The organism is Bacillus sp. WMMC1349 (assembly GCF_013155385.1).
GTDB lineage: Bacteria > Bacillota > Bacilli > Bacillales > Bacillaceae > Bacillus.
Map to the genome: position 1 here is coordinate 3452283 of NZ_JABJUQ010000007.1, position 24866 is coordinate 3477148.

At 40.6% G+C, this 24866-nt stretch carries 27 protein-coding genes; 7 read left to right on the forward strand and 20 right to left on the reverse strand.

Annotated features, from left to right (window positions below):
• Positions 1 to 130: 130 nt before the first annotated feature.
• The 4 genes from HOO54_RS20030 to prfA form a co-directional block, all read right to left on the reverse strand.
• Positions 131 to 574, reverse strand: coding sequence for a GNAT family N-acetyltransferase (locus HOO54_RS20030; protein WP_172298388.1), 444 nt, complete (start codon positions 572 to 574; stop codon positions 131 to 133).
• A gap of 241 nt (positions 575 to 815) precedes the next feature.
• Positions 816 to 1451 (reverse strand): stage II sporulation protein R, encoded by a 636-nt coding sequence (gene spoIIR, locus HOO54_RS20035; protein ID WP_172298390.1) that lies wholly within the window; start codon positions 1449 to 1451, stop codon positions 816 to 818.
• 287 nt (positions 1452 to 1738) lie between these two features.
• The gene (prmC, locus tag HOO54_RS20040) at positions 1739 to 2593 is read right to left on the reverse strand and encodes a peptide chain release factor N(5)-glutamine methyltransferase (RefSeq protein WP_172298392.1); all 855 of its coding nucleotides are present in this window, start codon (positions 2591 to 2593) and stop codon (positions 1739 to 1741) included.
• A 3-nt stretch (positions 2594 to 2596) separates the two neighbouring features.
• On the reverse strand, positions 2597 to 3667 hold the full coding sequence (gene prfA / locus HOO54_RS20045) for a peptide chain release factor 1 (protein WP_172298394.1): 1071 nt from the start codon (positions 3665 to 3667) through the stop codon (positions 2597 to 2599).
• Positions 3668 to 3816: 149 nt separating this feature from the next.
• Between prfA and gloA2 the strand changes: the two genes are divergently transcribed.
• Together gloA2 and HOO54_RS20055 are read left to right on the forward strand one after the other, a co-directional pair.
• Positions 3817 to 4221, forward strand: a complete 405-nt coding sequence (gloA2, locus tag HOO54_RS20050) for an SMU1112c/YaeR family gloxylase I-like metalloprotein (protein WP_172298396.1) — start codon at positions 3817 to 3819, stop codon at positions 4219 to 4221.
• 110 nt (positions 4222 to 4331) lie between these two features.
• The gene (locus HOO54_RS20055) at positions 4332 to 4883 is read left to right on the forward strand and encodes a MerR family transcriptional regulator (RefSeq protein WP_172298398.1); all 552 of its coding nucleotides are present in this window, start codon (positions 4332 to 4334) and stop codon (positions 4881 to 4883) included.
• Positions 4884 to 4940: 57 nt separating this feature from the next.
• Here the strand turns inward: HOO54_RS20055 and HOO54_RS20060 are convergent, their stop codons facing one another.
• From HOO54_RS20060 to HOO54_RS20080, 5 genes are all read right to left on the reverse strand, one after another.
• On the reverse strand, positions 4941 to 5531 hold the full coding sequence (locus tag HOO54_RS20060) for a thymidine kinase (protein ID WP_172298400.1): 591 nt from the start codon (positions 5529 to 5531) through the stop codon (positions 4941 to 4943).
• A gap of 77 nt (positions 5532 to 5608) precedes the next feature.
• On the reverse strand, positions 5609 to 5812 hold the full coding sequence (rpmE, locus tag HOO54_RS20065) for a 50S ribosomal protein L31 (RefSeq protein ID WP_172298402.1): 204 nt from the start codon (positions 5810 to 5812) through the stop codon (positions 5609 to 5611).
• A 126-nt stretch (positions 5813 to 5938) separates the two neighbouring features.
• A complete protein-coding gene (gene rho, locus HOO54_RS20070) occupies positions 5939 to 7222 on the reverse strand; it encodes a transcription termination factor Rho (RefSeq protein ID WP_172298404.1) in 1284 nt (427 codons plus the stop codon).
• Positions 7223 to 7598: 376 nt separating this feature from the next.
• On the reverse strand, positions 7599 to 8564 hold the full coding sequence (gene glpX, locus HOO54_RS20075; protein WP_172298406.1) for a class II fructose-bisphosphatase: 966 nt from the start codon (positions 8562 to 8564) through the stop codon (positions 7599 to 7601).
• A 72-nt stretch (positions 8565 to 8636) separates the two neighbouring features.
• Positions 8637 to 9926: a UDP-N-acetylglucosamine 1-carboxyvinyltransferase gene (locus HOO54_RS20080; RefSeq protein WP_172298408.1), complete on the reverse strand. Its 1290-nt coding sequence runs from the start codon at positions 9924 to 9926 to the stop codon at positions 8637 to 8639.
• A 28-nt stretch (positions 9927 to 9954) separates the two neighbouring features.
• On the opposite strand from HOO54_RS20080, the gene HOO54_RS20085 reads away from it, so the two are divergent.
• Positions 9955 to 10101, forward strand: a complete 147-nt coding sequence (locus HOO54_RS20085) for a hypothetical protein (protein ID WP_172298410.1) — start codon at positions 9955 to 9957, stop codon at positions 10099 to 10101.
• Between the two features lie 56 nt (positions 10102 to 10157).
• Here HOO54_RS20085 and fsa read toward each other — a convergent pair whose 3' ends face one another.
• The 3 genes from fsa to HOO54_RS20100 all read right to left on the reverse strand — a co-directional run bounded on the left by fsa (position 10158) and on the right by HOO54_RS20100 (position 12436).
• Entirely contained in the window at positions 10158 to 10805 is a 648-nt protein-coding gene (fsa, locus tag HOO54_RS20090; RefSeq protein WP_172298412.1) for a fructose-6-phosphate aldolase, read from the reverse strand.
• A gap of 204 nt (positions 10806 to 11009) precedes the next feature.
• Positions 11010 to 11867 carry a class II fructose-bisphosphate aldolase gene (locus tag HOO54_RS20095; protein WP_172298414.1) on the reverse strand — a complete coding sequence of 286 codons (858 nt, stop codon included), beginning with the start codon at positions 11865 to 11867 and terminating at the stop codon, positions 11010 to 11012.
• Between the two features lie 194 nt (positions 11868 to 12061).
• Entirely contained in the window at positions 12062 to 12436 is a 375-nt protein-coding gene (locus HOO54_RS20100) for a response regulator (RefSeq protein WP_172298416.1), read from the reverse strand.
• A gap of 177 nt (positions 12437 to 12613) precedes the next feature.
• Between HOO54_RS20100 and HOO54_RS20105 the strand changes: the two genes are divergently transcribed.
• Positions 12614 to 13144 (forward strand): DUF2529 domain-containing protein, encoded by a 531-nt coding sequence (locus HOO54_RS20105; RefSeq protein ID WP_172298418.1) that lies wholly within the window; start codon positions 12614 to 12616, stop codon positions 13142 to 13144.
• 136 nt (positions 13145 to 13280) lie between these two features.
• Here the strand turns inward: HOO54_RS20105 and HOO54_RS20110 are convergent, their stop codons facing one another.
• The 7 genes from HOO54_RS20110 to HOO54_RS20140 form a co-directional block, all read right to left on the reverse strand.
• The gene (locus HOO54_RS20110; protein WP_172298420.1) at positions 13281 to 14888 is read right to left on the reverse strand and encodes a CTP synthase; all 1608 of its coding nucleotides are present in this window, start codon (positions 14886 to 14888) and stop codon (positions 13281 to 13283) included.
• Between the two features lie 243 nt (positions 14889 to 15131).
• Complete coding sequence (rpoE, locus tag HOO54_RS20115) at positions 15132 to 15620, reverse strand: DNA-directed RNA polymerase subunit delta (protein WP_172298422.1); 489 nt, start codon at positions 15618 to 15620, stop codon at positions 15132 to 15134.
• 277 nt (positions 15621 to 15897) lie between these two features.
• Entirely contained in the window at positions 15898 to 17040 is a 1143-nt protein-coding gene (locus HOO54_RS20120) for an acyl-CoA dehydrogenase (RefSeq protein ID WP_172298424.1), read from the reverse strand.
• 14 nt (positions 17041 to 17054) lie between these two features.
• Positions 17055 to 18173 carry an acyl-CoA dehydrogenase family protein gene (locus HOO54_RS20125; protein ID WP_172298426.1) on the reverse strand — a complete coding sequence of 373 codons (1119 nt, stop codon included), beginning with the start codon at positions 18171 to 18173 and terminating at the stop codon, positions 17055 to 17057.
• 16 nt (positions 18174 to 18189) lie between these two features.
• On the reverse strand, positions 18190 to 19047 hold the full coding sequence (locus tag HOO54_RS20130) for a 3-hydroxybutyryl-CoA dehydrogenase (RefSeq protein ID WP_172298428.1): 858 nt from the start codon (positions 19045 to 19047) through the stop codon (positions 18190 to 18192).
• A gap of 13 nt (positions 19048 to 19060) precedes the next feature.
• On the reverse strand, positions 19061 to 20239 hold the full coding sequence (locus HOO54_RS20135; RefSeq protein WP_172298430.1) for an acetyl-CoA C-acetyltransferase: 1179 nt from the start codon (positions 20237 to 20239) through the stop codon (positions 19061 to 19063).
• Positions 20240 to 20322: 83 nt separating this feature from the next.
• Positions 20323 to 22440 (reverse strand): (Fe-S)-binding protein, encoded by a 2118-nt coding sequence (locus HOO54_RS20140; protein WP_172298432.1) that lies wholly within the window; start codon positions 22438 to 22440, stop codon positions 20323 to 20325.
• Between the two features lie 225 nt (positions 22441 to 22665).
• Here HOO54_RS20140 and HOO54_RS20145 point away from each other — a divergent pair, with 225 nt between their 5' ends.
• Genes HOO54_RS20145 through HOO54_RS20155 form a run of 3 tightly spaced genes read left to right on the forward strand, consistent with a single transcriptional unit; the run spans position 22666 to position 24145 of the window.
• Positions 22666 to 22971 carry an ArsR/SmtB family transcription factor gene (locus HOO54_RS20145; RefSeq protein WP_309244892.1) on the forward strand — a complete coding sequence of 102 codons (306 nt, stop codon included), beginning with the start codon at positions 22666 to 22668 and terminating at the stop codon, positions 22969 to 22971.
• Positions 22964 to 23905 (forward strand): permease, encoded by a 942-nt coding sequence (locus HOO54_RS20150; protein ID WP_172298434.1) that lies wholly within the window; start codon positions 22964 to 22966, stop codon positions 23903 to 23905. The genes HOO54_RS20145 and HOO54_RS20150 overlap by 8 nt, the downstream gene beginning before the upstream one ends.
• Positions 23906 to 23917: 12 nt before the next feature.
• Entirely contained in the window at positions 23918 to 24145 is a 228-nt protein-coding gene (locus HOO54_RS20155) for a thioredoxin family protein (protein ID WP_172298436.1), read from the forward strand.
• Between the two features lie 63 nt (positions 24146 to 24208).
• On the opposite strand, the gene HOO54_RS20160 is transcribed toward HOO54_RS20155, so the two are convergent.
• Positions 24209 to 24601: a UPF0715 family protein gene (locus HOO54_RS20160; RefSeq protein ID WP_172298438.1), complete on the reverse strand. Its 393-nt coding sequence runs from the start codon at positions 24599 to 24601 to the stop codon at positions 24209 to 24211.
• Between the last annotated feature and the right edge of the window lie 265 nt (positions 24602 to 24866).

The following is a 24866-nucleotide window of genomic DNA, read 5'->3' on the forward strand; positions in this document are numbered from 1 at the left end:
CTAAAAACCTTCATTTTTTATGTAAATCCTGTTGAAAGTATAAAAGATGAAAGAAAAGAAAACAAGCGTTATCCACATTTTGTGGACAACGCTGTTAAAATTGTGGATATTCCTGTGTATAAGTAAAACATCATGTTAACTTTTTCATCATTAAAACGGCTTCATTTGCTTCAAGTGACACTGAAGCATGCTGTGATTGATTCAGTTCATTCGGTTTATTTTCAGTTTGCTTGAAACCTAGCACTTCTAATAAATTGACAGATGTTTGTTTGTTAGTGACTAAATATAACGTATGAATCTCCCTTTTTTCACAAAACACTTGCATACTTTGGAATAGTGAAACGACATGACCTTGATTTAACTGATCAGAAACGACCAATGACCGTAAAAGTCCCTTTTCATTTTCAATTTTCTCCATTCCGAGGCAAGCGACGATTTTTTTCTGGCAATCTTCCATGAGAATAAAGTGATTCTTATCTTCGTTAATTCCTTTATGGCTTGTCCCCGCCTCTGTTAAGAACGATTGAATCGCATCCTTATCTCTTTTTTCCGCTAACCTCAATTGGTAGAACATCTTTTCACCCCGTTTTTTCGCTTCTCTATTCATTCTATGAGGGCGACAGTAAAATATACCTTTTGATTTGATAGAAATATGATTAGCAGGAACTTCTTTTTAAAAAGTAGTCAACAATTGATAGGTTCTTTACACATCTGCCGCGAAAATCATGACGGTACCCTCCTGAAAAGAATTTTTATACCGTTTTGGAAAATTATATCACATCATGAAGCGACAAAATAACCTTCTACTAACTATATCAAGAAAACAATCCTGACACCCATTCAACAAGGAAAAACTTAACCTCGGTTTCTTCTCCTTTTGCTTCTTCAGTCTCAGTCTTTTTTTCTTCTCGTTGCTTCTCTTCATCCTCTTCAGGTGCTTTAACAGCTTCTCCATTGGAAAAGTCAAGAAAACAGAGCGGCGGAAAGAGAACACACCACCAGTTGGCTCCCTCTCCCTTTCCTAATGTAATTAACACCGCTTCATATTCTCCAGCTGGATATACCATATTGCCGTAAAGCTTGGTCGGAAAAGAAACTTTATCAAAACTGACTGCAACAGATTGCTTACGATTCTCACGCTTTATTACATTTCTTGCGATTTGTTTAATTTCGGGTAATTTTGAACGAATCACCTTTCTTGCTTTCTCAACTGACGTCAAATTTTTGACCCAGTTTGTCATTTCCCGATTCACTTCATCTCTAATTTTGCGCTTTATATTTTGATCACTTTTATTATTGCTATTTGCTAAAATACGAAAACGAATCGCTTCATCAGGAATAACAGCTGGATCTTGACTAGATGACTGGGCTGTCTCTTCCAATGACAAATTCGCAATCGCACCTATTAATAACAAAAATATATAAATAATAGCTATCAATGATTTTTTCATATTCTCCCCGCTCCTCACCGTTAGTTTGAACCTTTTCTAGCCCTATTATGGTCAAAAACAAAACGGTTTAAACGGGTAATACAAAAAAAGCTAGTAAGCTTTTAATCTAAAAAAGAGACATTAGGTTATGTCTCTTAAAATGAAGTGAGCGGTGTTCTGAAAAGCAGTGTGGATGAATAGAATTTGCTCGCTTTCCACGGGCGATCCGCAAGCCTCCTCGGAGCTGTTTCCGCAGGAGTCTCGCAATTCCGCCAGATTCGTTAATAAAGGGCTTTTTTGTTTGTATGTTAAATGACCGCATATACAATGCGATCCTTTCCATTCAAATCTTGTTTTACCTGAACTTCTGCTTTTGGAAAGAATGTCAGAAACATGTCCCGTACAGCCTCTCCCTGTGTCCAGCCGATTTCAAAGACGATAAGCGCTTTTTCTGAGATGACATTGGGAATTTCCTTCATAAAACGCTGGTAAAATTGCAACCCATCTGCTCCATCCGTTAAGGCATTAACAGGTTCATGAAGACGGACAACATCAGACAACAGCGCCATCTCCTCTTCTGAAATATAAGGAGGATTAGAGACGATAATATCAGCCTTTTTATTTCGTGAAATCAGCGGTTCCAGCAAATCACCGCTGAAAAAATCAACTTGCGCTCCAAGTCGATCAGCATTATTCATCGCCACCTTTAATGCTGCTTGTGAGATATCTGTTGCCGAAACAGACATGCGCTGACATTCAAGAGCTAGGGTAATTGCAATCGCCCCGCTCCCAGTCCCAATATCAACTGTTTGCAAACATTGCTTATCAGGAAAAACACGGTTTGCCTGAAAAAGAACAGTCTCAACAACTTCTTCTGTTTCAGGACGTGGAATCAATACATGATGGTTCACTAAAAATTCTCGGCCATAAAAAAATTCTTTCCCTGTAATATATTGAACAGGGACACCAGAGCAATGAAGTTCAACTTGTTTTTCAAATTGCAACAAGTCAGCTTCAGACATCACATCGTGAAAATTTGCCAAAAGTTGGCTTCTTTCCAATTGAAGTTGATCAATTAGCAAGATTTCTGCAGCATTTCGGTCCCTGCCCGCTTCGGTCAAATAAGAAGAAGCCCAGTTGAGGGCTTCAAATATCGTTTTCATGTTTTAATTCCCTGCCTGCTCAAGCTTGCTGGATTGATCTTCGACAATCAACGCCTCAATCACTTCATCAAGCTTGCCTTCAAGGATTTGATCAAGTTTTTGGATTGTCAAACCAATCCGGTGGTCTGTGACGCGATTTTGCGGGAAGTTGTAGGTACGGATCCGTTCGGAGCGATCACCTGTACCAACTGCTGATTTACGGTTTTGATCATATTCAGCTTGTGCTTCTTGCTGAAATTTATCATAAATTCTTGCACGCAATACCTTCATCGCTTTCTCTTTGTTTTTAATCTGGGATTTCTCATCTTGGCATGAAACGACGACACCTGTTGGAAGGTGTGTCAGACGGACTGCCGACATCGTCGTATTAACGCTTTGTCCTCCCGGTCCACTTGAGGCAAAAGTATCGACACGAATATCTTTTTCATGTATGTCAACTTCGACTTCTTCAGCTTCAGGCAGACAGGCAACTGTTGCCGTTGAAGTATGGATGCGTCCGCCTGATTCTGTTTCAGGAACCCGCTGAACACGGTGCGCCCCATTCTCATATTTCAACCTTGAATAGGCACCATTACCATTGATCATAAAAATAATCTCTTTATAACCGCCTGTTCCAGTCACATTGGCTTCCATCACTTCTGTTTTCCATCCTTGAAGCTCGGCATAGCGACTATACATACGATAAAGATTTCCAGCGAATAAAGCGGCTTCTTCCCCGCCTGCTGCACCACGAATCTCCATGATGACGTTTTTATCATCGTTTGGATCTTTCGGGATCAACAATACTTTTAGACGCTCTGTCAAAGTTTCAACTTCTTCCTGCAGTTCAGAAATTTCTTCTTTAACCATTTCACGCATGTCAGAATCAAGTTTTTCTTCAAGCATCGCTTTTGCATCATCTAACTGCTCTGATGCCGTCCGGTAATGTCTATATACCTCAACTGTTTCCTGTATATCAGATTGTTCTTTTGAGTACTCTCTAAGCTTCTTCGGATCATTGACGACCTCTGGATCGCTCAATTTTTCATTTAATTTTTCATACCGATCTTCAATTGATTTTAAACGGTCTAACACGGTCTTCACCTCTGTTTACTGTGCGTAACATTCTAATTATAGTATAGGGATTCCTCTTCGTCAAAACAACTTGGAAGTGTTGACACAGACGACGCCTACGTCCTAAGGATACTTTTTGTTATACTTTTAAATAAAAAGGAGTTGATCTGATGCTAAAATCGATCCATCACATTGCCATCATCTGTTCAGATTACGAAACCTCCAAAACTTTTTATGTTGATAAGCTGGGCTTGGAGATCATCAGTGAGACCTACAGAAAGGATCGGAATTCATACAAGCTTGATTTAGCATTGGACGGCCGCTATTGTCTTGAACTGTTTTCATTTCCAAATCCCCCTGAACGGATCTCATATCCAGAAGCAGCCGGGCTTAGACATTTAGCCTTTACAGTGACAGATCTTGATCAAGCCATTAGCCAGCTTTTGCAAAATGGTATAACAACTGAACCAATCCGAATTGATCCAGAAACAGGCAAGCGGTTTACTTTTTTTTCAGATCCTGATGGTTTACCGCTGGAGTTATATGAAGAAACAGTCTTTCCCCTGAAGAAATAACACTTTCTTTGCCGAATCCCTTCTTCTTTTGTCTAACAGGAAGGAAGCTTATCTTTCAAGTCGAATATCCCTTTTAGATGATCAATGACAGCTAAAAGGAGGTATGCGAATTGAATACAGCAGATGTGGCACATAAATTGGGTGTCTCCACAAAAACAGTACAGCGTTGGGTGAAGCAGCTCGAGATTCCTGCTTCTCGAAATGAACTTGGCCACTACTCTTTCACAGATGACGACATGACCATTCTGGAAAAAGTAAAAGAACAATTGAAAAACGGAATATCGATGCAGGATATCATAATAGAAAGAAAGAAAAAATCTTTTTTAATCGAAAGAAATGACAATTCTCTTTCAAATCACCCAAAACAACTTGATGAATGGCTTGAACGGAAAATGAAGCAATATTTACAACATGAACAGCTTGAGCGTCAACTATTACAAAAAAAAATGGCAGAACTCGAACGAAAACTGGAGCAAAAAGCCGATGAGGTCGTCTCTTATCAGCTTCTTCAGCAAAGACGGGATCTTGAAGAAGAGCGACAGCAAATTAAAGATATCAAACAGAAAATAAGCGAATTGGAAAACAACCAGACCAAAGAAAAGGACACCATTCCTTTGGAAGAAAAACCGAAAAGCAGATTCAAATCGATTTTTTCTTTTTGAAAAGTTTGGATTACACTAAAAAACACTTGTTTTCGCAAGTGTTTTTTATCATATATTTTATGATGGTTTCGGTTTACCCGGAACTTCATGATGGTGACGGCACCGTGCTTCATAGGATTCGGAGGCCCCTACTAAAATAACTGGATCATCATATGAAGCTGGTTTTCCCTCAATCAACCTTTGGGTTCGGCTTGCTGGTGAACCACAGACAGAACATACTGCTTGCAGCTTAGTCACCGTTTCCGCTAAACTCATCAGATCTGGAACAACTCCAAAAGGCTCCCCGCGGAAGTCTTGGTCAAGACCTGCAGCGATGACGCGATAACCTTTATCCGCCAAAGCTGTTAGAGTACTGACAATGGATTGATCAAAAAACTGCACCTCATCAACGCCAATCACATCGGTTTTTTCACTAATATGTTGAAAAATCTCTTGTGGAGAAGTGATCGCATGACAAATAATCTTTGTTCCATTATGTGACACAACCGAGTCGCTACTATAGCGATTATCAATTGCAGGCTTAAACACTTTTACTTGCTGTTTGGCAAATGTTGCTCTTTTAATTCGGCGAATCAGTTCTTCTGATTTACCAGAAAACATGCTTCCGCATATCAGTTCAAGCCAACCACTTTGCTTCATGATGTACATCGTCTTTATCCCCTCTCCAGCGGTATTCCCATGTAAAAAACAGGCAAGAAGGATTCTCGCCTGTTTTTTTATATCTATTAAGACTTAAGACCATACTTTTTGTTGAAACGATCAACACGACCATCTGCAGTAGCAAATTTTTGACGGCCAGTATAGAACGGATGGCATTCAGAACAAATTTCAACGCGTACCTCTTCTTTTACTGAACCAGTTTCAAATTCGTTACCACAAGCGCATTTCACTGTTGCTTTTTTGAAATTAGGATGAATTCCTGCTTTCATGTCTGTCATCTCCTTCCGCCCTGAATCCCATTCGGAAACAGAGTTAATATTCCGGCAAAACCTCCGGAACGCACATGATAGAATTATAACAGCGATCATGATGTTTTGCAAACTAAAGTTTTGTTATTATCTTTTTGCTGCTGACATATTGGCTTGCTTCCATTCCTGAATCAAGATATCAAAAAACTCTTGATTTGTTTTAGTCCTTTTCATTTTTCTCATAAACCTCTCAACAAAATCCTGTGAGTCAGACATCGATTTGCGAATGGCCCATAAGCGGTCAAGATGTTCTTTCGGAACAAGCAGCTCTTCTTTACGCGTACCAGAACGACGAATATCAATTGCAGGAAAAATTCTTCTTTCCGCAAGAGAACGGTCAAGATGAAGCTCCATATTTCCTGTCCCTTTAAATTCTTCATAGATGACATCATCCATCCGTGAACCTGTATCAACTAAAGCAGTTGCCAAGATTGTCAAGCTGCCGCCTTCTTCAATGTTTCGAGCCGCCCCAAAGAACCGTTTTGGACGATGGAACGCTCCAGGGTCAATTCCGCCTGACAGTGTTCGGCCACTTGGCGGAATCACTAAGTTATAGGCACGCGCCAGCCTTGTAATGCTATCCATTAAAATCACTACATCTTTTTTATGTTCGACAAGCCGCATTGCTCGCTCAAGTACGAGTTCAGCTACTTTTATGTGGTTCTCCGGTACTTCGTCAAATGTCGAGCTGACGACATCACCTACCACAGATCGTTCAATATCTGTTACTTCCTCTGGTCTTTCATCAATTAAAAGCACAATCAACTCAACCTCTGGATGATTAGCTGTAATACTGTTGGCAATCTCTTTGAGGAGCATCGTTTTTCCTGCTTTAGGCGGGGCTACAATTAAACCGCGCTGTCCAAAACCAACCGGTGCCATCATATCCATAATTCTTGTCGACAAATAATTAGGTTTTGTTTCTAGCACCATTTGGCGATCAGGATAGAGAGGCGTCAATGCAGGAAAATGGACACGTTCTTTTGCCGATTCGGGATCATCACCATTAACGGCTTCTACGTGAAGCAAACCGTAGTAACGTTCATTTTCTTTTGGAGGACGGACTTTCCCGGAAACTTTATCACCGTTTCTCAAATCAAAGCGACGAATTTGGGATGCAGAAATATAAATATCCTCTGAGCTTGGAGAATAGTTAATCGGTCTCAGAAAGCCAAAACCTTCTGATTGAATAATTTCCAGAACACCTTCCATAAACAATAAGTCTTCCTTTTCAGCATTGGCCTTCAAAATGGCAAAAATCAATTCCTTTTTTGTCAGTTTACTGTAATACGAGACTTTATAATATCTCGCTAATTCATACAGTTCTTTTAATTTCATATTTTCCAAAGATGAAATAGACACATCTTTCACAAAGAACACCACGCTTTTCTAATCAAATATTTACTTTTGGTCTTATTTTAAACTCTTTAAACAGCAACTTCATCTACCGGTAACGCTTCTACCCATATATCGCAAAGAATGAAAAGGTTTATCATGAGTCGAGAAAGAAGCGAGGACTTAACAAGAGAAGAATTATCGCATTTCGTATTTATGCGGCAGGAATTTAGGCTTTCTCCAAAAATTAGGATGCGCAGCAAAATTGTGCAGCACTCTTTATTTTTACCTTATTTGACGACCATATTCAACTTTTATCAAAACAAAAAACAAGCTGTCTGCAATTGTACCAAATAATGAAAGTATGTTCAACAGAAGGGAAAGCGGGAGAAGCTGCCCCGCTTTTATCTCCTTAAGGACGAATGACTAAGTTAGGCTTCTTCTTGAGACTGTGCCTTCCATCAACAAAGCGAACAGTTCCAGACTTAGCTCTCATGACAATACTGTGAGTCGTTCCGACAGACCCTTTAAATTGCACCCCGCGTAAAAGTTCTCCATCAGTCACGCCAGTTGCAGCAAAGATCGCGTCATCCCCTTTTACGAGATCTTCCATTCGCAGCACCTTTTCAATATCGACTCCCATCTTTTCACACCGTTTCATCTCTTCATCATTTTGCGGGAGAAGCTTACCATGTATTTCTCCTCCTAGAGCTTTTAATGCAACTGCAGCCAAAACTCCTTCTGGCGCACCACCAGATCCAAACAAAATATCAACTCCTGTATGGTCAAAAGCAGTGTTAATCGCTCCAGCTACATCACCGTCATTAATCAGCTTAATTCTAGCTCCAGCTTCCCGAAGTTCATGGATAATTTGCTCATGGCGCGGACGGTTTAAAACGGTGGCTACAACATCTTCCACATCTTTATTTTTGGCTTTTGCCAGAGCCTTCAAGTTATCGATGACCGGGGCTTCAATGTCTATGCAACCGACCGCTTCTGGTCCGACAGCAATTTTATCCATATACATGTCAGGTGCATTTAGAAGATGACCGTGATCCGCCACAGCGATAACAGCAAGTGCGTTCCAACCACCGCTTGCAACGATATTTGTTCCTTCTAATGGATCAACCGCTACATCTACTCTAGGTCCATAACCATTTCCTAGTTTTTCCCCAATATAAAGCATAGGTGCTTCATCCATTTCACCTTCACCGATAACGACTGTCCCTTTCATTGGAACAGTGTCAAAAACATCCCTCATAGCATTTGTTGCTGCATCATCAGCTTCTTCCTTTTTACCTCTTCCCATCCAGCGGGCTGACTTAAGCGCTGCAGCTTCTGTCACACGTACAAGTTCCATTGATAAGCTTCTTTCCATCCCTTTATTATCCCCTCTCATCATTCCAGATCTTTTATTCTCCACTTCCATATCGTATTCAAAAAAAGCGATTTAGGAATTTTGCATCTGCTCTAATTCTTGGTCTGTTAGTTTCTCACGCCAAACGACAGCTCCCAGATTGGACAGTTTCTCTTCAATTTGACTGTATCCTCTATCAAGATGTTCGAGTCCGGTTATCTCAGTAATGCCTTCTGCCATTAAACCGGCTATAACAAGACACGCTCCCGCTCTAAGGTCACTCGCTTTCACTTTAGCACCTTGAAGTGCAGCGGAACCTGTGATAATCGCTGATCTCCCTTCAACCTTCATCGATGCACCCATTCGTCGTAACTCATCTATATGTTTAAAACGGGCTGAATAAATCGTGTCAGTGACAACGCTTGTCCCATTAGCCTTTGTTAAAAGGGATGTCATCGGTTGTTGCAAATCAGTCGGGAAACCGGGATAGACAAGTGTTTTGAGATCGACTGGCTTTAATTCTTTCTGCCCTCCAACCATCAACAACTGGTCATTGCTTTCCTCAATTCTGATCCCCATCTCGCGCAATTTAGCGATCACTGATTCAAGATGTGTCGGAATAACATTATCGATCAGTACCTCTTTTCCCATTGCAGCAGCTGCAATCATAAAAGTTCCTGCTTCTATCCGATCTGGAATAATCGAGTGTCTGCAACCATGAAGTGATTCTACACCTTCAATTCGGATCACATCTGTGCCAGCACCTTTTATTTTAGCACCCATACTTGTTAAAAGGGTGGCAACATCAATGATTTCCGGTTCCTTTGCGGCATTTTCAATCACTGTTTTACCTTTTGCAAGCACAGCAGCAAGCATAATATTAATCGTTGCTCCAACACTGACAACATCCAAATAGATTCGTGCACCTTTTAATTGTTCTGCACGCAGATAGATCGCACCTTGTTCATTTGTCACTTCCGCTCCGAGCGCTTCAAAACCTTTAATATGTTGATCTATCGGCCTTGGACCGAGGTGACACCCGCCAGGAAGTCCGATAACGGCTTTTTTAAAACGACCGAGCATCGCTCCCATTAAATAATAGGACGCCCGCAACTGTTTCACTTTGCCGTTTGGCAAAGGCATACTGATCATCGGTTTGGGATCAATGACCATTTCCCCTTTTTCAAAATGAACATTTCCACCGATCTCCCTTAACAAATCGCGTAGTGTTAAAATATCTGATATATGCGGAAGACCTTCAATCGTAACCGTTGAATGAGCCAAAATTGTCGCAGGTATAAGAGCGACTGCACTATTTTTGGCACCGCTTATATGTACTGTCCCATTCAGGGGGTCTCCGCCGGCTATATTTAACTTTTCCATGATCGTCTCCTTCCTAAGAAGATAGCTAATGATCATTTTAGCCCTCTCAAAAACAAATGGTCCTTTTAAAAACTCTAGCCAATTAAAAGAAAAAGAATACAATATTCTCAAAAATTATTGGGAAGAATATGGCGAAGCTGCGCGTGGGAAAAAGTCCTCTAAGTATAAAACATAAACAAAAGGGTGACAAGCAGAAGGATTTCCCTTCACTTGCCACTCACAAAACAATCCTTAACTGTTATTTTTATTCCAGTCTGCTAAAAACTTCTCGATCCCAATATCTGTTAACGGGTGCTTTGTTAATTGATGAATCACTTGCAGTGGCATTGTACCAATATGAGCCCCTCTCAAAGCAGCTTCAGTAACATGTTGCGGATGACGGATTGATGCCGCAATAATTTGTGTATCTAAACCGTGCACATCAAAGATCTGTTTTATTTCACTTATTAGATCAAGACCATTATGACCGATATCATCCAAACGTCCTAAAAATGGGGAAACATAAGTCGCTCCTGCTCTAGCTGCAAGCAATGCCTGATTAGCACTAAAGATTAGTGTAACATTTGTTTTAATACCATGATCAGTTAATGTTTTTACAGCCTTCAAGCCATCGGCTGTCATTGGGATTTTCACCGTAATATTCGGTGCTATCTTCGCAAGCTCTTTTCCTTCTTCAATCATCTCTTCCGCCTTAAGAGAAATAACCTCAGCGCTAACAGATCCTAATGATACTACATCTGTAATTTCACGCAGACGGTCATGAAACGAAACATTTTCTTTGGCTACTAAACTAGGATTTGTCGTAACCCCAGCTAAAACACCGAGAGCATGAGCTTCCTTAATTTCGTCTAAATTTGCAGTATCAATAAAAAACAGCATACTTGACAAAACCTCCTGTCATAAAAATATCTGAAACTTAAAACATGTTTGCGCTTTCTAAATGATAAGGATAAAACCGCCTGTCTTAAATCAGGCGGCTTTTTGACTGAACTGGAAGCAAAAGAGCCCCATGCTAAATCACGCATGCAGAAAAACACCCTATTTCCTCAAATTTTATGGAAAGCAGGTGTTTTTCTAAGATCATTATGCTTGGTTTGAAGAACCAAATTCACGCATTTTGCCAATAACTGTTGCTTTAATAGCTTCACGTGCAGGTCCTAAATATTTACGTGGATCATACTCTTCTGTTAATTTTGCTAATGTTTCACGAACAGCTTTTGCAGAAGCGATTTGGTTTTCAGTGTTGACATTGATTTTTGCTGTACCTAATGAAATTGATTTTTTAATATCATTAGTTGGAATTCCAGTACCGCCGTGAAGAACAAGCGGAAGACCTGTAGATTTTCCGATTTCTTCCATTTCTTTAAATCCTAAGTTAGGTTCACCTTTGTAAGGACCGTGAACAGAACCTAATGCAGGTGCAAGGCAGTCAATGCCAGTGCGTTCAACAAGCTCTTGACATTCTTTTGGATCAGCGTAGATCACGCCTTCTGCTACAACATCATCTTCCTGTCCACCTACAGTTCCAAGTTCAGCTTCAACTGAAACACCATGGAAATGTGCAAGTTCAACCACTTTTGCAGTTGTTTCAACATTTTCTTCGAAAGGATGGTGAGAAGCGTCGATCATAACTGAAGTGAAACCAGCATGAATCGCTTTTGCACAAGATTCAAAGCTTGAACCGTGATCTAAGTGAATCGCAACTGGAACAGTTACATTGTATTCTTCCATTAACGCTTTAACCATTGCGACAACTGTTTTAAAACCGCCCATATAACGTCCTGCGCCTTCTGATACACCAAGGATAACAGGGGATTTTTCTTCTTGAGCTGCTTGTAAAATAGCCTGAGTAAACTCAAGGTTATTTAGGTTAAATTGTCCTACAGCATATTTGTCTTCTTTTGCTTTATTCAACATTTCCGTCATTGATACTAAAGGCATGTCGAAAGTCCTCCTTATGTAGCCTGATTTGCTTTTTTTCGAAAAAAGCCTCCACACCCAACTAGTATGACCAGAAAAACCTGCCATATGTAAAATGTTTTTTACTACTTTAGCTTTTCTCTACTTATATAGAATAACAATTATTCAGCAAATCGGCAATAACATGACTGTGACAACATCGAAAACTTTTTCTGTTATCCGTTTGATTTGATGGGCAGATAGACTTTGACTGCTTCGCGAATTTCGTCAATATCAAAGGGCTTTGCAAAGTGTGTAAGGGCTCCCAACTCTTTTGACTCCTGAATCATGTCAAGTTCACCGTAAGCTGTCATAATGATGACACGGATTTGATCATCGATCACTTTCATCCTTTTTAAAATTTCAATTCCGTCCATTCCAGGTATCTTCATATCAAGCAATACAAGGTCTGGGCGTTCTCTTTCAACAATGTCAAGCGCCTGAAGTCCATTCGCAGCCTGAAATGTATTGTATCCTTCTTTATTGAAAACTTCATTCAGCAAGACGCGAATCCCGTACTGATCATCTACAATTAGAATCTTCTCATTCATTTTTCTACACACCTCTACACGTAATTTTCGTCAAAATAAAGCAGTAGTTTATCTATTCTGTTTTGTTTTACTTTTTTCCTTTAATTCAAGTATTTAAGTTTGCGACAGATTTAGAGGGTTTTTCCCAATTTTCTTCTTTAGTATATAATGATAGACAGGAAAAAAGGAGGAGTCGACTTGCTTAAAATGTTCACCACACAGTTATTAGGAATTTTTAATCGAATTCAAGAAAAGGAAGCCTTGGCGATTGAAGATGGAGCCAGATTTCTAGCTCAAGCAGTGATTAGTGATCACTCCATATATGTTTATGGAAAAAATGAATTAGAAGGCATTTTAAACGAAGCGTTGCACAGTTCTGAACCGTTTCCCTCAGTTAAACCGCTTCCCTCCCTTGAAGCAGATTGGCCTGTTTTTCAACCTGCTGATAAGGCGCTGATGTTTTGTGCCACACCAATGGAGCATGCCGATCGACAAACAGCTGAAAAACTGAATGAAAAAGGGGTTGGATTGATCATTGTCTCCCCTTCATCTAAAGAAGACACATCTATTGAATCATTTGCCGATGTCCATATTGACTTAAACTTAACAAGGCGGCTTCTTCCCAATGAAGATGGTACACGATTCGGGTTTCCTTCACTCATGGTGAGCCTCTACATTTACCATGCCCTTTCCTTTACATTAAAGGAAATTCTTCAGGAATACCAATGAAAGAAACCGCCCAGCTTAAAATTAGTTGTTTCTTCTCATGCCATACGATGATAGTACTAGATTAGATTTTAAAATATAACCTTCGTGGAGAAATGACAAAAAACCTGTCAACTTGTGCTGACAGGTTTTTTCATGCTTACAGTTTTTCAGAAGCTCTTAGTGACGCTTGGACAAAGTCTCTAAACAAGGCTTGAGGTCTTGTCGGTCTTGAAGTAAATTCAGGGTGAAATTGTGAAGCCACAAACCACGGATGATCTTTAAGCTCAATAATTTCTACGAGGCGGCCATCAGGGCTTGTCCCTGAAAATACAAAACCGGCTTCTTCCATTTGTTGTCTATATTCATTGTTGAATTCATAACGGTGGCGATGACGTTCATACACCACTTCATCTCGATAAGCTTCAAACGCTTTTGTTCCTTCCTTAAGCTTGCACGGGTAGAGACCAAGCCGAAGGGTTCCACCAAGATCTTCAATATCTTTTTGTTCAGGAAGAAGATCAATGATCGGATATGGTGTTGAAGGATTAATTTCAGCGGAATGGGCTCCCTCAAGTCCCAGAACATTTCTCGCATATTCAATTGATGCTACCTGCATCCCAAGACAAATTCCAAAAAACGGAACTTTGTGTTGGCGTGCATAATGAACTGCTGCAATTTTCCCTTCAACTCCGCGATCCCCAAATCCACCCGGAACAAGAATACCGTCTACATCGCGAACCAGATCACTAATATTTTCTTCAGTTACTTCTTCAGCATTGATCCATTTAATTTGGATATCTGAATCAAATGCATATCCCGCATGACGGAGAGATTCCACAACAGAAATATAAGCATCCTGAAGCTCGACATATTTGCCTACTAAACCGATAGTTGCTGTTTTCGAAAGGTTTTGCACCTTATTAACAAGCATTTTCCACTCTTCCATATCAGCTTCTTTACATTCCAGTTGCAAGTGACTGCAGACGAGGTGATCAAGTCCTTGTTTTTGCAATTCAAGCGGAATGGAATACAGTGTGTCTGCATCTCCAGCTTCAATGACGGCTTTCGGATCAATGTCACAAAACAATGCAATTTTATCTTTCATATCTTGAGAAATCGGTAGTTCCGTTCTGACAACAATCACATTTGGTTGAATCCCAAGACTGCGCAATTCTTTAACACTATGCTGTGTCGGCTTTGTTTTCATTTCTCCTGCCGCTTTAATGTAAGGAACAAGTGTACAATGGATATACATCACATTTTCGCGCCCGATATCACTCTTAATCTGTCTAATGGCTTCAAGAAATGGCAATGATTCGATATCACCAACTGTTCCGCCGATTTCCGTGATGACAACATCAGCGCTTGTTTCTTTTCCAGCACGGAAAACACGCTCTTTAATTTCATTCGTAATATGCGGAATTACTTGGACAGTGCCGCCTAAATAATCGCCTCTTCGTTCTTTTTTCAGCACTGTAGAATATATTTTCCCAGTCGTTACATTGCTATATTTATTTAAGTTAATGTCAATAAAACGTTCATAATGACCTAAATCAAGGTCGGTTTCCGCCCCATCATCTGTTACAAACACTTCACCATGCTGATATGGGCTCATTGTTCCAGGATCGACATTGATATAAGGATCAAATTTTTGAATCGTTACATTAAGACCTCTGTTTTTCAGGAGACGCCCAAGTGAAGATGCTGTAATTCCTTTACCAAGTGAGGATACAACTCCTCCAGTTACAAAGATATATTTTGTCATATTTGTACCCCTCTCTTCATGTAGACACTTATTCATTAAAATGCTCCGTTTATGAAAAATCATTTAGTTGTTTTCTAAATGATTAAGATATGTTAGGGACGGAAAAACAAGAAAGCTCCCTTTCAATTTCTTGAAAGGGAGCTGATAGTCCGTATCACTTGAATCTCTTCTTTTTGAAGAGCCCAAAATACATACTACATAGTTCACTTATGAAAGTCAAGATCCAATTTAAATCCTATCAGTTTATTCCTCTTCTTCTTCATCAAAATCTTCTTCATCATCCAAAATTTCGTCTTCAAGATCATCAATTTCATCATCATCCGTTTCATCGATATCATCGAATTCATCGGTATCAAGAGCAACTTCATCATCTAGAAGAATATCATCTTCATTATCAAAATCTTCTTCTTCTTCAACAACTTTTTTCGCTTTTTTCTTCTTCGCCTTTACAGTCGGCTGTGTTTCTTCGTCAAGCTGATCATATGGATACCAACTGCGCAATCCCCATGTCTGATCAGACAGCGCTAAAAAGCGACCGTCAATATTTAAATCTGTATAAAACTGGGCAATGCGATCCTCCAGCTCTTCTTTTCCAAGTCCGAGCAGAGAAACTGCTTTATCTGTAAGTTCTTGAAATGTAATTGATTTTTTTTCATCTAAGAAAATTTCATGTGCAATTTCAACTAAAGCCATTTCCTTCAGCTGTTCTTCTGAGTATTGTTTCAAGCTCATGGCCAGACACTCCCTTTCTATCTTCATGTATGTATCTACTATCTTTGTCATAGAAAATAAGCATGTAATTCCCGTCTTTTACGACAAACCATACCTCTCATTATAAACAAAAGCAAACAGTTTATGCTACCTTTATTCCCGTTAATTCAATAATTTTTACTTAAAATACAATAACTAAAAGAAAGGCAGAAAACATTCGGTAAAAGATACAGAAAAGCAGACCGGCTTGGACCTGAAACGAACATAGCAAATAAGCTTGTCCCTCTCTGTTTACACCCTAGGATTTGATTAGCATTCTCGAAATCACCATACGCTGAATTTCTTGAGTACCTTCATAAATTTGGGTAATTTTCGCATCACGCATATAGCGTTCAACTGGATAATCTTTCGTATAGCCATATCCGCCAAAGATCTGAACAGCTTCTGTTGTCACCTTCATGGCTGTATCACCAGCATACAGTTTTGACATCGCAGATGCTTTCCCATAAGGCAAGCCTTGAGATTCAAGCCATGCTGCCTGATAGGTTAAAAGCCTTGATGCTTCAATTTCTGTCGCCATATCAGCTAGTTTAAATGCGACTCCCTGCTGTTCAGCAATCGGTTTACCAAATTGCTTTCGTTCCTTTGCATAAGCTTTGGCAGCCACAAATGCTCCTTGTGCAATCCCCACAGCTTGGGCAGCAATTCCATTTCTCCCGCCGTCAAGTGTCATCATGGCAATTTTGAAACCTTCTCCTTCTTCACCAAGCCTGTTTTTTACAGGGACACGGCAGTCCTCAAAGATAATTTCTGTCGTTGGTGATGAACGAATTCCAAGCTTTTTCTCTTTTTTACCGACTGAAAAACCGGGAAAGTCTTTCTCAATTATAAAAGCTGTTGACCCTTGATGTTTTTTCTCCTGATCGAGAGCAGCAAATACAATATAGTAATCAGCAATTCCTCCATTTGTAATAAAAATTTTTGTTCCATTTATGATATATTCATCACCAGTTTTAACTGCAGTTGTTTTCATTCCACCTGCATCAGAGCCTGAACCTGGTTCAGTTAAGCCATAAGCACCGATCTTTTCTCCACGTGCCATTGGCTTCAAGTATTTTTGCTTTTGCTCCTCACTTCCAAAAGTATAGATTGGCCAGCCTGCAAGTGATGTATGAGCAGACAGAGTGACACCTGTTGACGCACATACACTTGAGAGTTCTTCCACTGCAATGACGTATGCTAAATAATCGCTGCCGATCCCACCGTATTCTTCTGGCCACGGAATGCCCGTCAATCCTAATTCCGCCATTTTTTTAAATATCTCAATATCAAACCTTTCTTCTTCATCACGCTCAGCCGCTGTCGGTTCCACCTCATAGTTAGCGAAGTCGCGGACCATCTTTTGAATCATTTGATGCTCTTCAGACAGCTTAAACATCATCGCATTCCCACCCCTTATATATGCTTATTAATGACAATCCGTTGAATTTCGTTTGTTCCTTCATAAATTTCACATATTTTCGCATCTCTGAAGTATCGTTCTACATGATAATCTTTTGTTAACCCCTGATAACCAAATAGTTGAATAGCCTCAGTTGTCACATACATCGCTGTCTCTGAGGCAAACAATTTAGCCATTGATGCCGCTTTTCCAGTTTTTCTACCTTGTTCTTTTAGTGAAGCAGCTTGATAGACGAGAAGCTTGGCCGCTTCTGTCCGCGTCGCCATATCAGCCAATTTAAAAGCTAGCCCCTGCTGTTGATTGAGGAGCTCTCCCTTCCGATACGCCACCTTGACATGTTCTGTCGCATCACTAAGCGCACTTTCAGCAATACCAAGCGCCTGTGCAGCGATTCCGATTCTGCCTGTATCTAGATGAGACATGGCAATTTTAAATCCCTCGCCTTCCTCACCAAGCAACTGGTGGGAGGAAATGACAGCGTTATCAAAATGCAGTGTCATTGTTTGTGAACCGTGAAGTCCCATTTTCGCGATATCTTTGCCAATGTGAAAACCCTTTGTGCCTTTCTCAATAATAAAAGCTGAAATCCCCTTTGTCCCCAGCCTTGCAAAGACGAGGTAAACATCTGCCGCTTCTCCGTTCGTAATAAAAATCTTTGTTCCGTTTAAAACGTACGTACATCCGTGTTTTTCTGCTTTTGTTTTAATGCTCCCTGAATCAGAACCGGCGCTTGGCTCTGTTAAACAAAAGGCTCCTATATATTGTCCAGCAGCAAGTTTTTTGACATAATCATTTTTTTGCTGTTCATTCCCATACAAAAGGATAGGAATTGTAACAAGTGATGTGTGCACAGATAAAATAGCCCCAACAACAGCACTGACTTTTGATAACTCATGAATGGTGATGATATACGAAACAAAGTCAGTACCAGCCCCTTTATACCTCATAGGAATGGGCAGACCCATCCAACCGTAACTTGCCATTTTTGTTAAAATAGCAGACGGAAAATGCCCCTTTTCCATTTCAGGGACAAACGGAGCCACTTCGCGTTCAGCAAATTGCCTCACTTGATCTCGCATCCCGGCTTGTGCTTCTGTCAATTGAAGGTTCACTTTTTGCCCCTCCTCTTCAATTGTTGCCGTACATATAAAAACCTCTACCCGATTTCTTCCCTAAACGTCCAGCGTTGACATATTGTTTCAGTAGTGGACATGGTCTGTATTTATCATCACCAAACCCTTGATGAAGTGTTTCCATAATAGAAAGACATGTATCAAGTCCAATGAGATCAGCTAGAGCAAGCGGTCCCATTGGGTGGTTCATTCCCAGTTTCATAATACTGTCAATACTTTCTTTGTCTGCAACACCCTCGTAAAGCGCAAACACTGCTTCATTAATCATTGGCATTAAAATTCGATTGGAAATAAAACCAGGAAAATCATGGACTTCAATTGGCACTTTGTTAAGCTTTTTAGCCACAGCAACAACTGTTTGATACGTTTCCTCACTTGTCTCAAGCCCTTTGATCACTTCAATCAGCTGCATAACAGGTACTGGGTTCATAAAATGCATACCGATGACATGTTCTGGTTTGTTTGTCACTGATGCAAGCTCTGTAATTGATAAAGATGACGTATTTGATGCCAGAATTGCAAAATCTCCAGTTGCATCATCCAAACGCTTAAAAATCTCTTTTTTCACATCCATATTTTCAATAGCAGCCTCAACAATGAGGAAGGCCTCGTGAGCATCTTCCAAATCAGGTGCTGGGGAGAGCCGCTGATAGATTTCTTTGACATCTTGTTGTGACATTTTCCCTTTTTCCGCCTGCCTCATCAACTGATCTGAAATTCGCTTCATTCCTTTTTGAATTTGTTCAGCTGACACATCGTTCAAATAGACATTGTAGCCTGCCTGAGCACAAACTTGGGCTATTCCCGCACCCATTTGTCCTGTACCAATGACCATGATCGTGTCGTTTCTCAATTTCTTCCCCCCCTTAAACATGAATCATAACAGCATCGCCTTGACCGCCGCCGCTGCAAATTGCGGCTATGCCCGTACCGCCACCACGTCGTTTCAACTCATACATCAGCGTGAGAATGATCCGTGCACCGCTCGCACCAATCGGATGGCCAAGTGCAATTGCACCACCATTTACATTGACCTTATCCATATCAATTCCAGCAATTTTCCCACTTGCCAAAGCAACTGCCGCGAATGCTTCATTGATTTCAAACAGACTGATATCAGCTTGATCAGCACCCGTTTTCTTCAGCAACTCATCAATGACCAGCCCAGGTGTTTTTGGAAAGTCTTTGGCCTCAACAGCAAGTGAAGTATGGGCCATAATCGTTGCCAGCGGTTTTAAGTTCAGGGCTTCTGCCTTTGCCTCACTTGCAATAATGAGCGAACATGCTCCATCATTTACTCCAGGCGCATTGCCAGCTGTAATCGTACCGTTTTCGTCAAAAACAGGTGAAAGCATTGCTAGCCTTTCGATTGATGTGTTTCGGCGCGGACCTTCATCACGGTCCACAGTCAATTTCTCACCTTTTTTTTGTGGGATATTGACAGGGACAATTTCTTCTTGAAACAATCCTGAATCCGTTGCCTCAACAGCTCGCCGATGGCTTGCTAATGCCCAGCGGTCTTGCTCTTCTCTCGTAATCTTTAATTCTTTCGCAACAGCATTGCCATAAGACCCCATGTGTACACCTGTAAAAGAACATGTCAAACCATCCATCAGCATCATATCCTGAACAGTTCCATCTCCCATCCTATAGCCCCATCTTGCTTTTTTCAGCAAGTAAGGTGCATGAGACATCGACTCCATTCCACCAGTAACGATCACTTCTGCATCACCAGCACGAATGATCTGGTCAGCCATTGTCAGACTTCTCATCCCAGAAGCACAAACTTTATTCATGGTTTCCGTTTTGACAGACCAAGGGAGATCTGCATATCTCGCTGCTTGTCTTGAAGGCAATTGTCCCTGCCCTCCTTGCAAAACTGAACCCATGATCACTTCATCTACGTCTTCTCCTCTTACTCCAGAACGTTTTAATGCGGCTTGAATGGCAATACCCCCAAGCTCAGCAGCTGATTTCGTCTGAAGCGCTCCCCCTAATTTTCCAAAAGGTGTACGTGCACCTCCAACAATTACTGATTTGACCATGATTTCTCCCCTCATCCTTCTTTATATGCTTATGATAAAAGAAGGCGGAGATTCTACTCACACCTTCTTTTTCATCTCTAAATCTAGGATGCCTCCTCCTCTTGATCTTCTTTGCCAAATACTGCCCGTTCTAACAGTTCAGCAACATCGTTTGTGGAAACTTGTTCCTCAAGTTCTTTTGCCTTTGTTCCATCTCCAAGCATTGTGAGACAATACGGACAACCGGAACTAATCACCGACGGATTGGTCATCAGTGCCTGCTCTGTTCGCGCTACATTAATTCTTGTTCCTGTCTCTTCCTCCATCCACATCAAGCCACCGCCTGCTCCACAGCACATTCCGGTTTCCCGGCTGCGCTCCATTTCCACTAAGCGGATACCCGGGATTGAACGAAGGATGTCACGAGGAGGATCATAGACTTCGTTATAACGTCCTAAATAGCAGGAATCATGAAAAGTCACCGTTTCCTCAACCGGATACTTCGGTTTAAGCTTGCCGTCTCGAACAAGTGAGGCGAGTAATTCGGTATGATGATAAACTTCTGCTTCAAGACCAAAATCAGGATATTCATTTTTGAAAATATTATATGCATGAGGATCGATCGTTACAATTTTTTTAATATCATGTTTTGCAAATTCTTCAATATTTTTCGCAGCTAGCTCTTGAAACAAGAATTCATTACCAAGCCGTCTTGGTGTATCACCTGAATTTTTCTCTTTGTTTCCAAGAATGGCAAATGAGACACCCGCATGCTGAAGAAGGTGTGCGAAAGCAATCGCAATTTTTTGACTGCGTCTGTCATAAGATCCCATCGATCCAACCCAAAATAAATATTCAAACTCTTTTCCTTGTTTCTTCATTTCCTTAACAGTCGGTACTTCAACGTCTTCACGCATGTCCCGCCAGTTTTCTCGTTCTTTTCTGTTTAATCCCCATGGGTTCCCCTGTCTCTCAATGCTTGTCATCGCACGCTGTGCGTCAGCATCCATTTTTCCTTCTGTTAGGACAAGATAGCGACGAAGATCAATAATCTTATCAACATGCTCATTCATAACTGGACACTGATCCTCACAATTCCGGCAAGTCGTACAAGCCCAGATCTCCTCTTCTGTGATGACATCTCCAATTAAGCTTGGATTATAAAGCTCTGTGGCTGCAGCTTCTTTTGATCCTTCTCCACCTGCTGCCATTGCTAGCTGATTAGCTTTTGTATGTTGAAAAAATGCGGCCGGTACCCAAGGTGTCTTTGATGTCACAGCTGCTCCTTTTTCTGTCAGGTGGTCTCTAAGCCGCAAGATAAGATCCATTGGTGACAGCATTTTACCTGTACCTGTTGCAGGACACATATTTGTACAGCGACCACATTCCACACAAGCGTAAAGATCGATAAGCTGTGATTGTCTGAACTCTTCAATCCGGCCAACACCAAACGTTTCTTTTGATTCATCTTCAAAATCAATTTTTTCAAGCTTTCCCGGGCTTGTTAGCCTGCTCAAAAAGACATTTGCAGGACCAGCAATCAAATGAGCGTGCTTTGATTGCGGAACATATACTAAAAACGTTAACAAAATCAAGAGATGGGCCCACCATGCCAGATAGAACACAACTGTCGCGGCAGTTTCACCCAGAAATCCCAAAACAAATGCAACTGCTGATGCCATTGGTTCATGCCAAGAAAGCGAGTGATCGTGCCAAACGATATTCATCCCATTCCCAAGCAAAACCGTAAACATCAACCCACCGATCAACAGGAGCACAAGGCCTGATTTAAAATTTCGTTTCAGTCTAACAAGCTTTTCAATATAACGCCGATGAAACGCCCAAGCAACTGCAATCAAAATCAGCAGTGTAACAATTTCCTGAAAGAATGTAAATGCAGGATAAACGCCACCAAGCGGCAGTCCTTTATCTGGCAAAAGTCCTTTTATAATAAAATCCAGTGCCCCAAACTGGACAAGAATAAAACCATAAAAAAACATGACATGAATAGTCCCGCTTTTTTTATCTTTGAGCAATTTCTTTTGACCGAAGACATTTTGCCAAATCCTTTGAAGCCGTTCCTTGATCCGTTGATCAAAAACCTCTTTTTGTCCGAGTCTAATGTAACTCAACCTCGTCCTGATCAAGTAAATAAACAGATAAACGGCGTAAAAGGTTACTCCCAAAAATGCAATGAAATTTAACCATAATAAGTTACTCAACAATAGCTCCCCCTTTCAGTTCTCCCAATCCAACTTCCCGAGAATCCCCTTTACTATCTTTATCTTAAATAATGAATGAGTGTTCAGTCAATATATTTTCTGATTCTAAGCGGCTTTTTAAAAAGATGTTCGTGCAAATCATGTCACGGTGTGGAGATCGAAATACTTAAAAGTTTACAAAACTATAAAACTAGTTTTATAATAATCAAAAAGGAGGTGACAGCTGTGAATTGGTCCCTAAAATCAGATGAAGTATTAGATCAAATGGTTGCAGAACAAAAGTTTGATGAAAAGACTTTATTAAAAAAGGCAGACGTATATAAAGCGTTAGCAGATCCAACCCGTTTAAAAGTCCTTAAACTGCTAGAAATCGAGCCGATGTGTCTTTGCGAACTTGTCAGTGCTCTCAATGTACCAAATTCTACGATGACACATCATATTCGGCTGTTAGAAAGGGGCGAATTGATCTACTCTGAAAAAGTAGGTCGAAATACGGTATTTTCACTTCAAGAGGCGGTAAAACATGTTTGAGCAGATTGGGCATTTGATTGCCTATGAATTACTTCATTTTCAAGGCCGGCTTGGAGAAACGGTTCAGTTTTTTGTAATGGATATCACTAAAATTGCGGTTTTATTAGCCATCATGGTATTTGTGATTAGCTATATCCGTTCGTTTTTCCCAGTAGAGTCCGTTCGAAACTATTTAACAGGCAAGAAAAAAGCGGTCGGTTATCTCGGAGCGGCCGGTCTCGGCGTACTGTCACCATACTGCTCCTGCTCAACAATTCCGTTTTTCATCGGTTTTGTTGAAGCTGGTATTCCGCTGGGGATCACCTTTACATTTCTTGTCACATCGCCGATTGTTAACGAAGTATCACTTGTATTACTTGTCTCGATGTTCGGTTTCAAAGTAGCGGTCTTATACGTTTTAGCCGGTATCACAGTCGCATTGTTGGCTGGTCTTTTGATTGAGAAACTGCACCTTGAGAAATATGTTCAAGAGTATGTCTATCAAATTAAACAGACCGAGGCGGCGACAGTTGTTAAGTTATCACACATTGACCGCCTCAAATTCGCTCTTGAAAATGTCTGGTCTGTGATCAAAAAAACTGGTCCGTACCTTCTGATTGGGATTGGCATTGCGGCCGGTCTTCACGGCTATATACCTACAGATTTCATTATCAGTTTCGCTGGTGACAGCTGGTACTCGCCAATCGTCGCAACACTTATCGGGGTTCCGCTATATTCCAATGCGATCGGGACACTTCCAATCATCGAGGTCCTTGTCGCTAAAGGAATGTCAATGGGGACAGCTCTCGCTTTTATGATGTCGACAGTTGCATTATCAGTACCAGAAGGCATCTTACTTAGCCGTGTCCTCAAAAAAGAACTTGTCATGATCTTTTTCGGAATCGTCTCCGCAGGCATTATTTTAATCGGGTATTTATTTCATTTCATACTTTAGAGGAGGATTTACATGAATATTAAAATTTTAGGAACAGGTTGCAGGAATTGTCAGACACTTGAACAAAATGTCCGGAAAGCACTCGATCAGTCCGGCAAAGAGGCAGAAATCGAAAAAGTAACAGATATTCAAGAGATCATCTCTTATGGTGTGATGAGTACGCCGGGCATTGTGATCGATGGAGAAGTGAAATCAACAGGGCGTGTTCTATCACCATCAGCGATTGTGAAGTTGTTTTAAACTGTCTTTCTGGGGCTTGTCATAAAATCAATCTATTGTGTCATATTTACCTAAAAAGCAAACTTATGAAGAGGTTTTGGGCTTTCTTTGAAGAAAAACAGAATCCCAAAACCAATAAATGAAAGCAAGAACAAAGCTAAAAATATAAAGCATAGGCTCCGTCAAATTATACCACCTATAACTATTTAATAAGACTAATAAGGTTGCACAGACTGCAAAAGAGACGATGAAGTAAGTCACTAAATGCCAACGAGAAAATTTTTTAGGTTTGCGATTGACGAAAATTTGAACAGGAGTAGCAAACAGGACGTAACCAACTAACATAAACGTACTTATCACAGGAGCTGGTGAAAAACCATACGTTTCAAAGTGCATGAAGATGTAAACCATTGTTGCTGAAAAAACAGAAAAAGCCACCACGCAAATATAGCCCAGTAAGATGCTTAATCCATGCATGATTAAACCTCCTGTGATTTATGGTTTGTTGCTCCTAATCTGAACCCATCTTAGTGGATTCTTTGCCAATAAGTTTTTGAAAAAAAGATTGCTTCATCTAGAAAAAACTGCTTTGACTTCTTTGCCGCTTAAAGTGACTGTTTCAACATTGTAAATTTAGTCAATCTTTTTTTCCCCTTTGAACAAGTATGACACGTTTCATTCATCTGATTCACATGAGTTAAAGGGTAATGGAGCCATCATCACCACTGTGATTAAAGCGTAT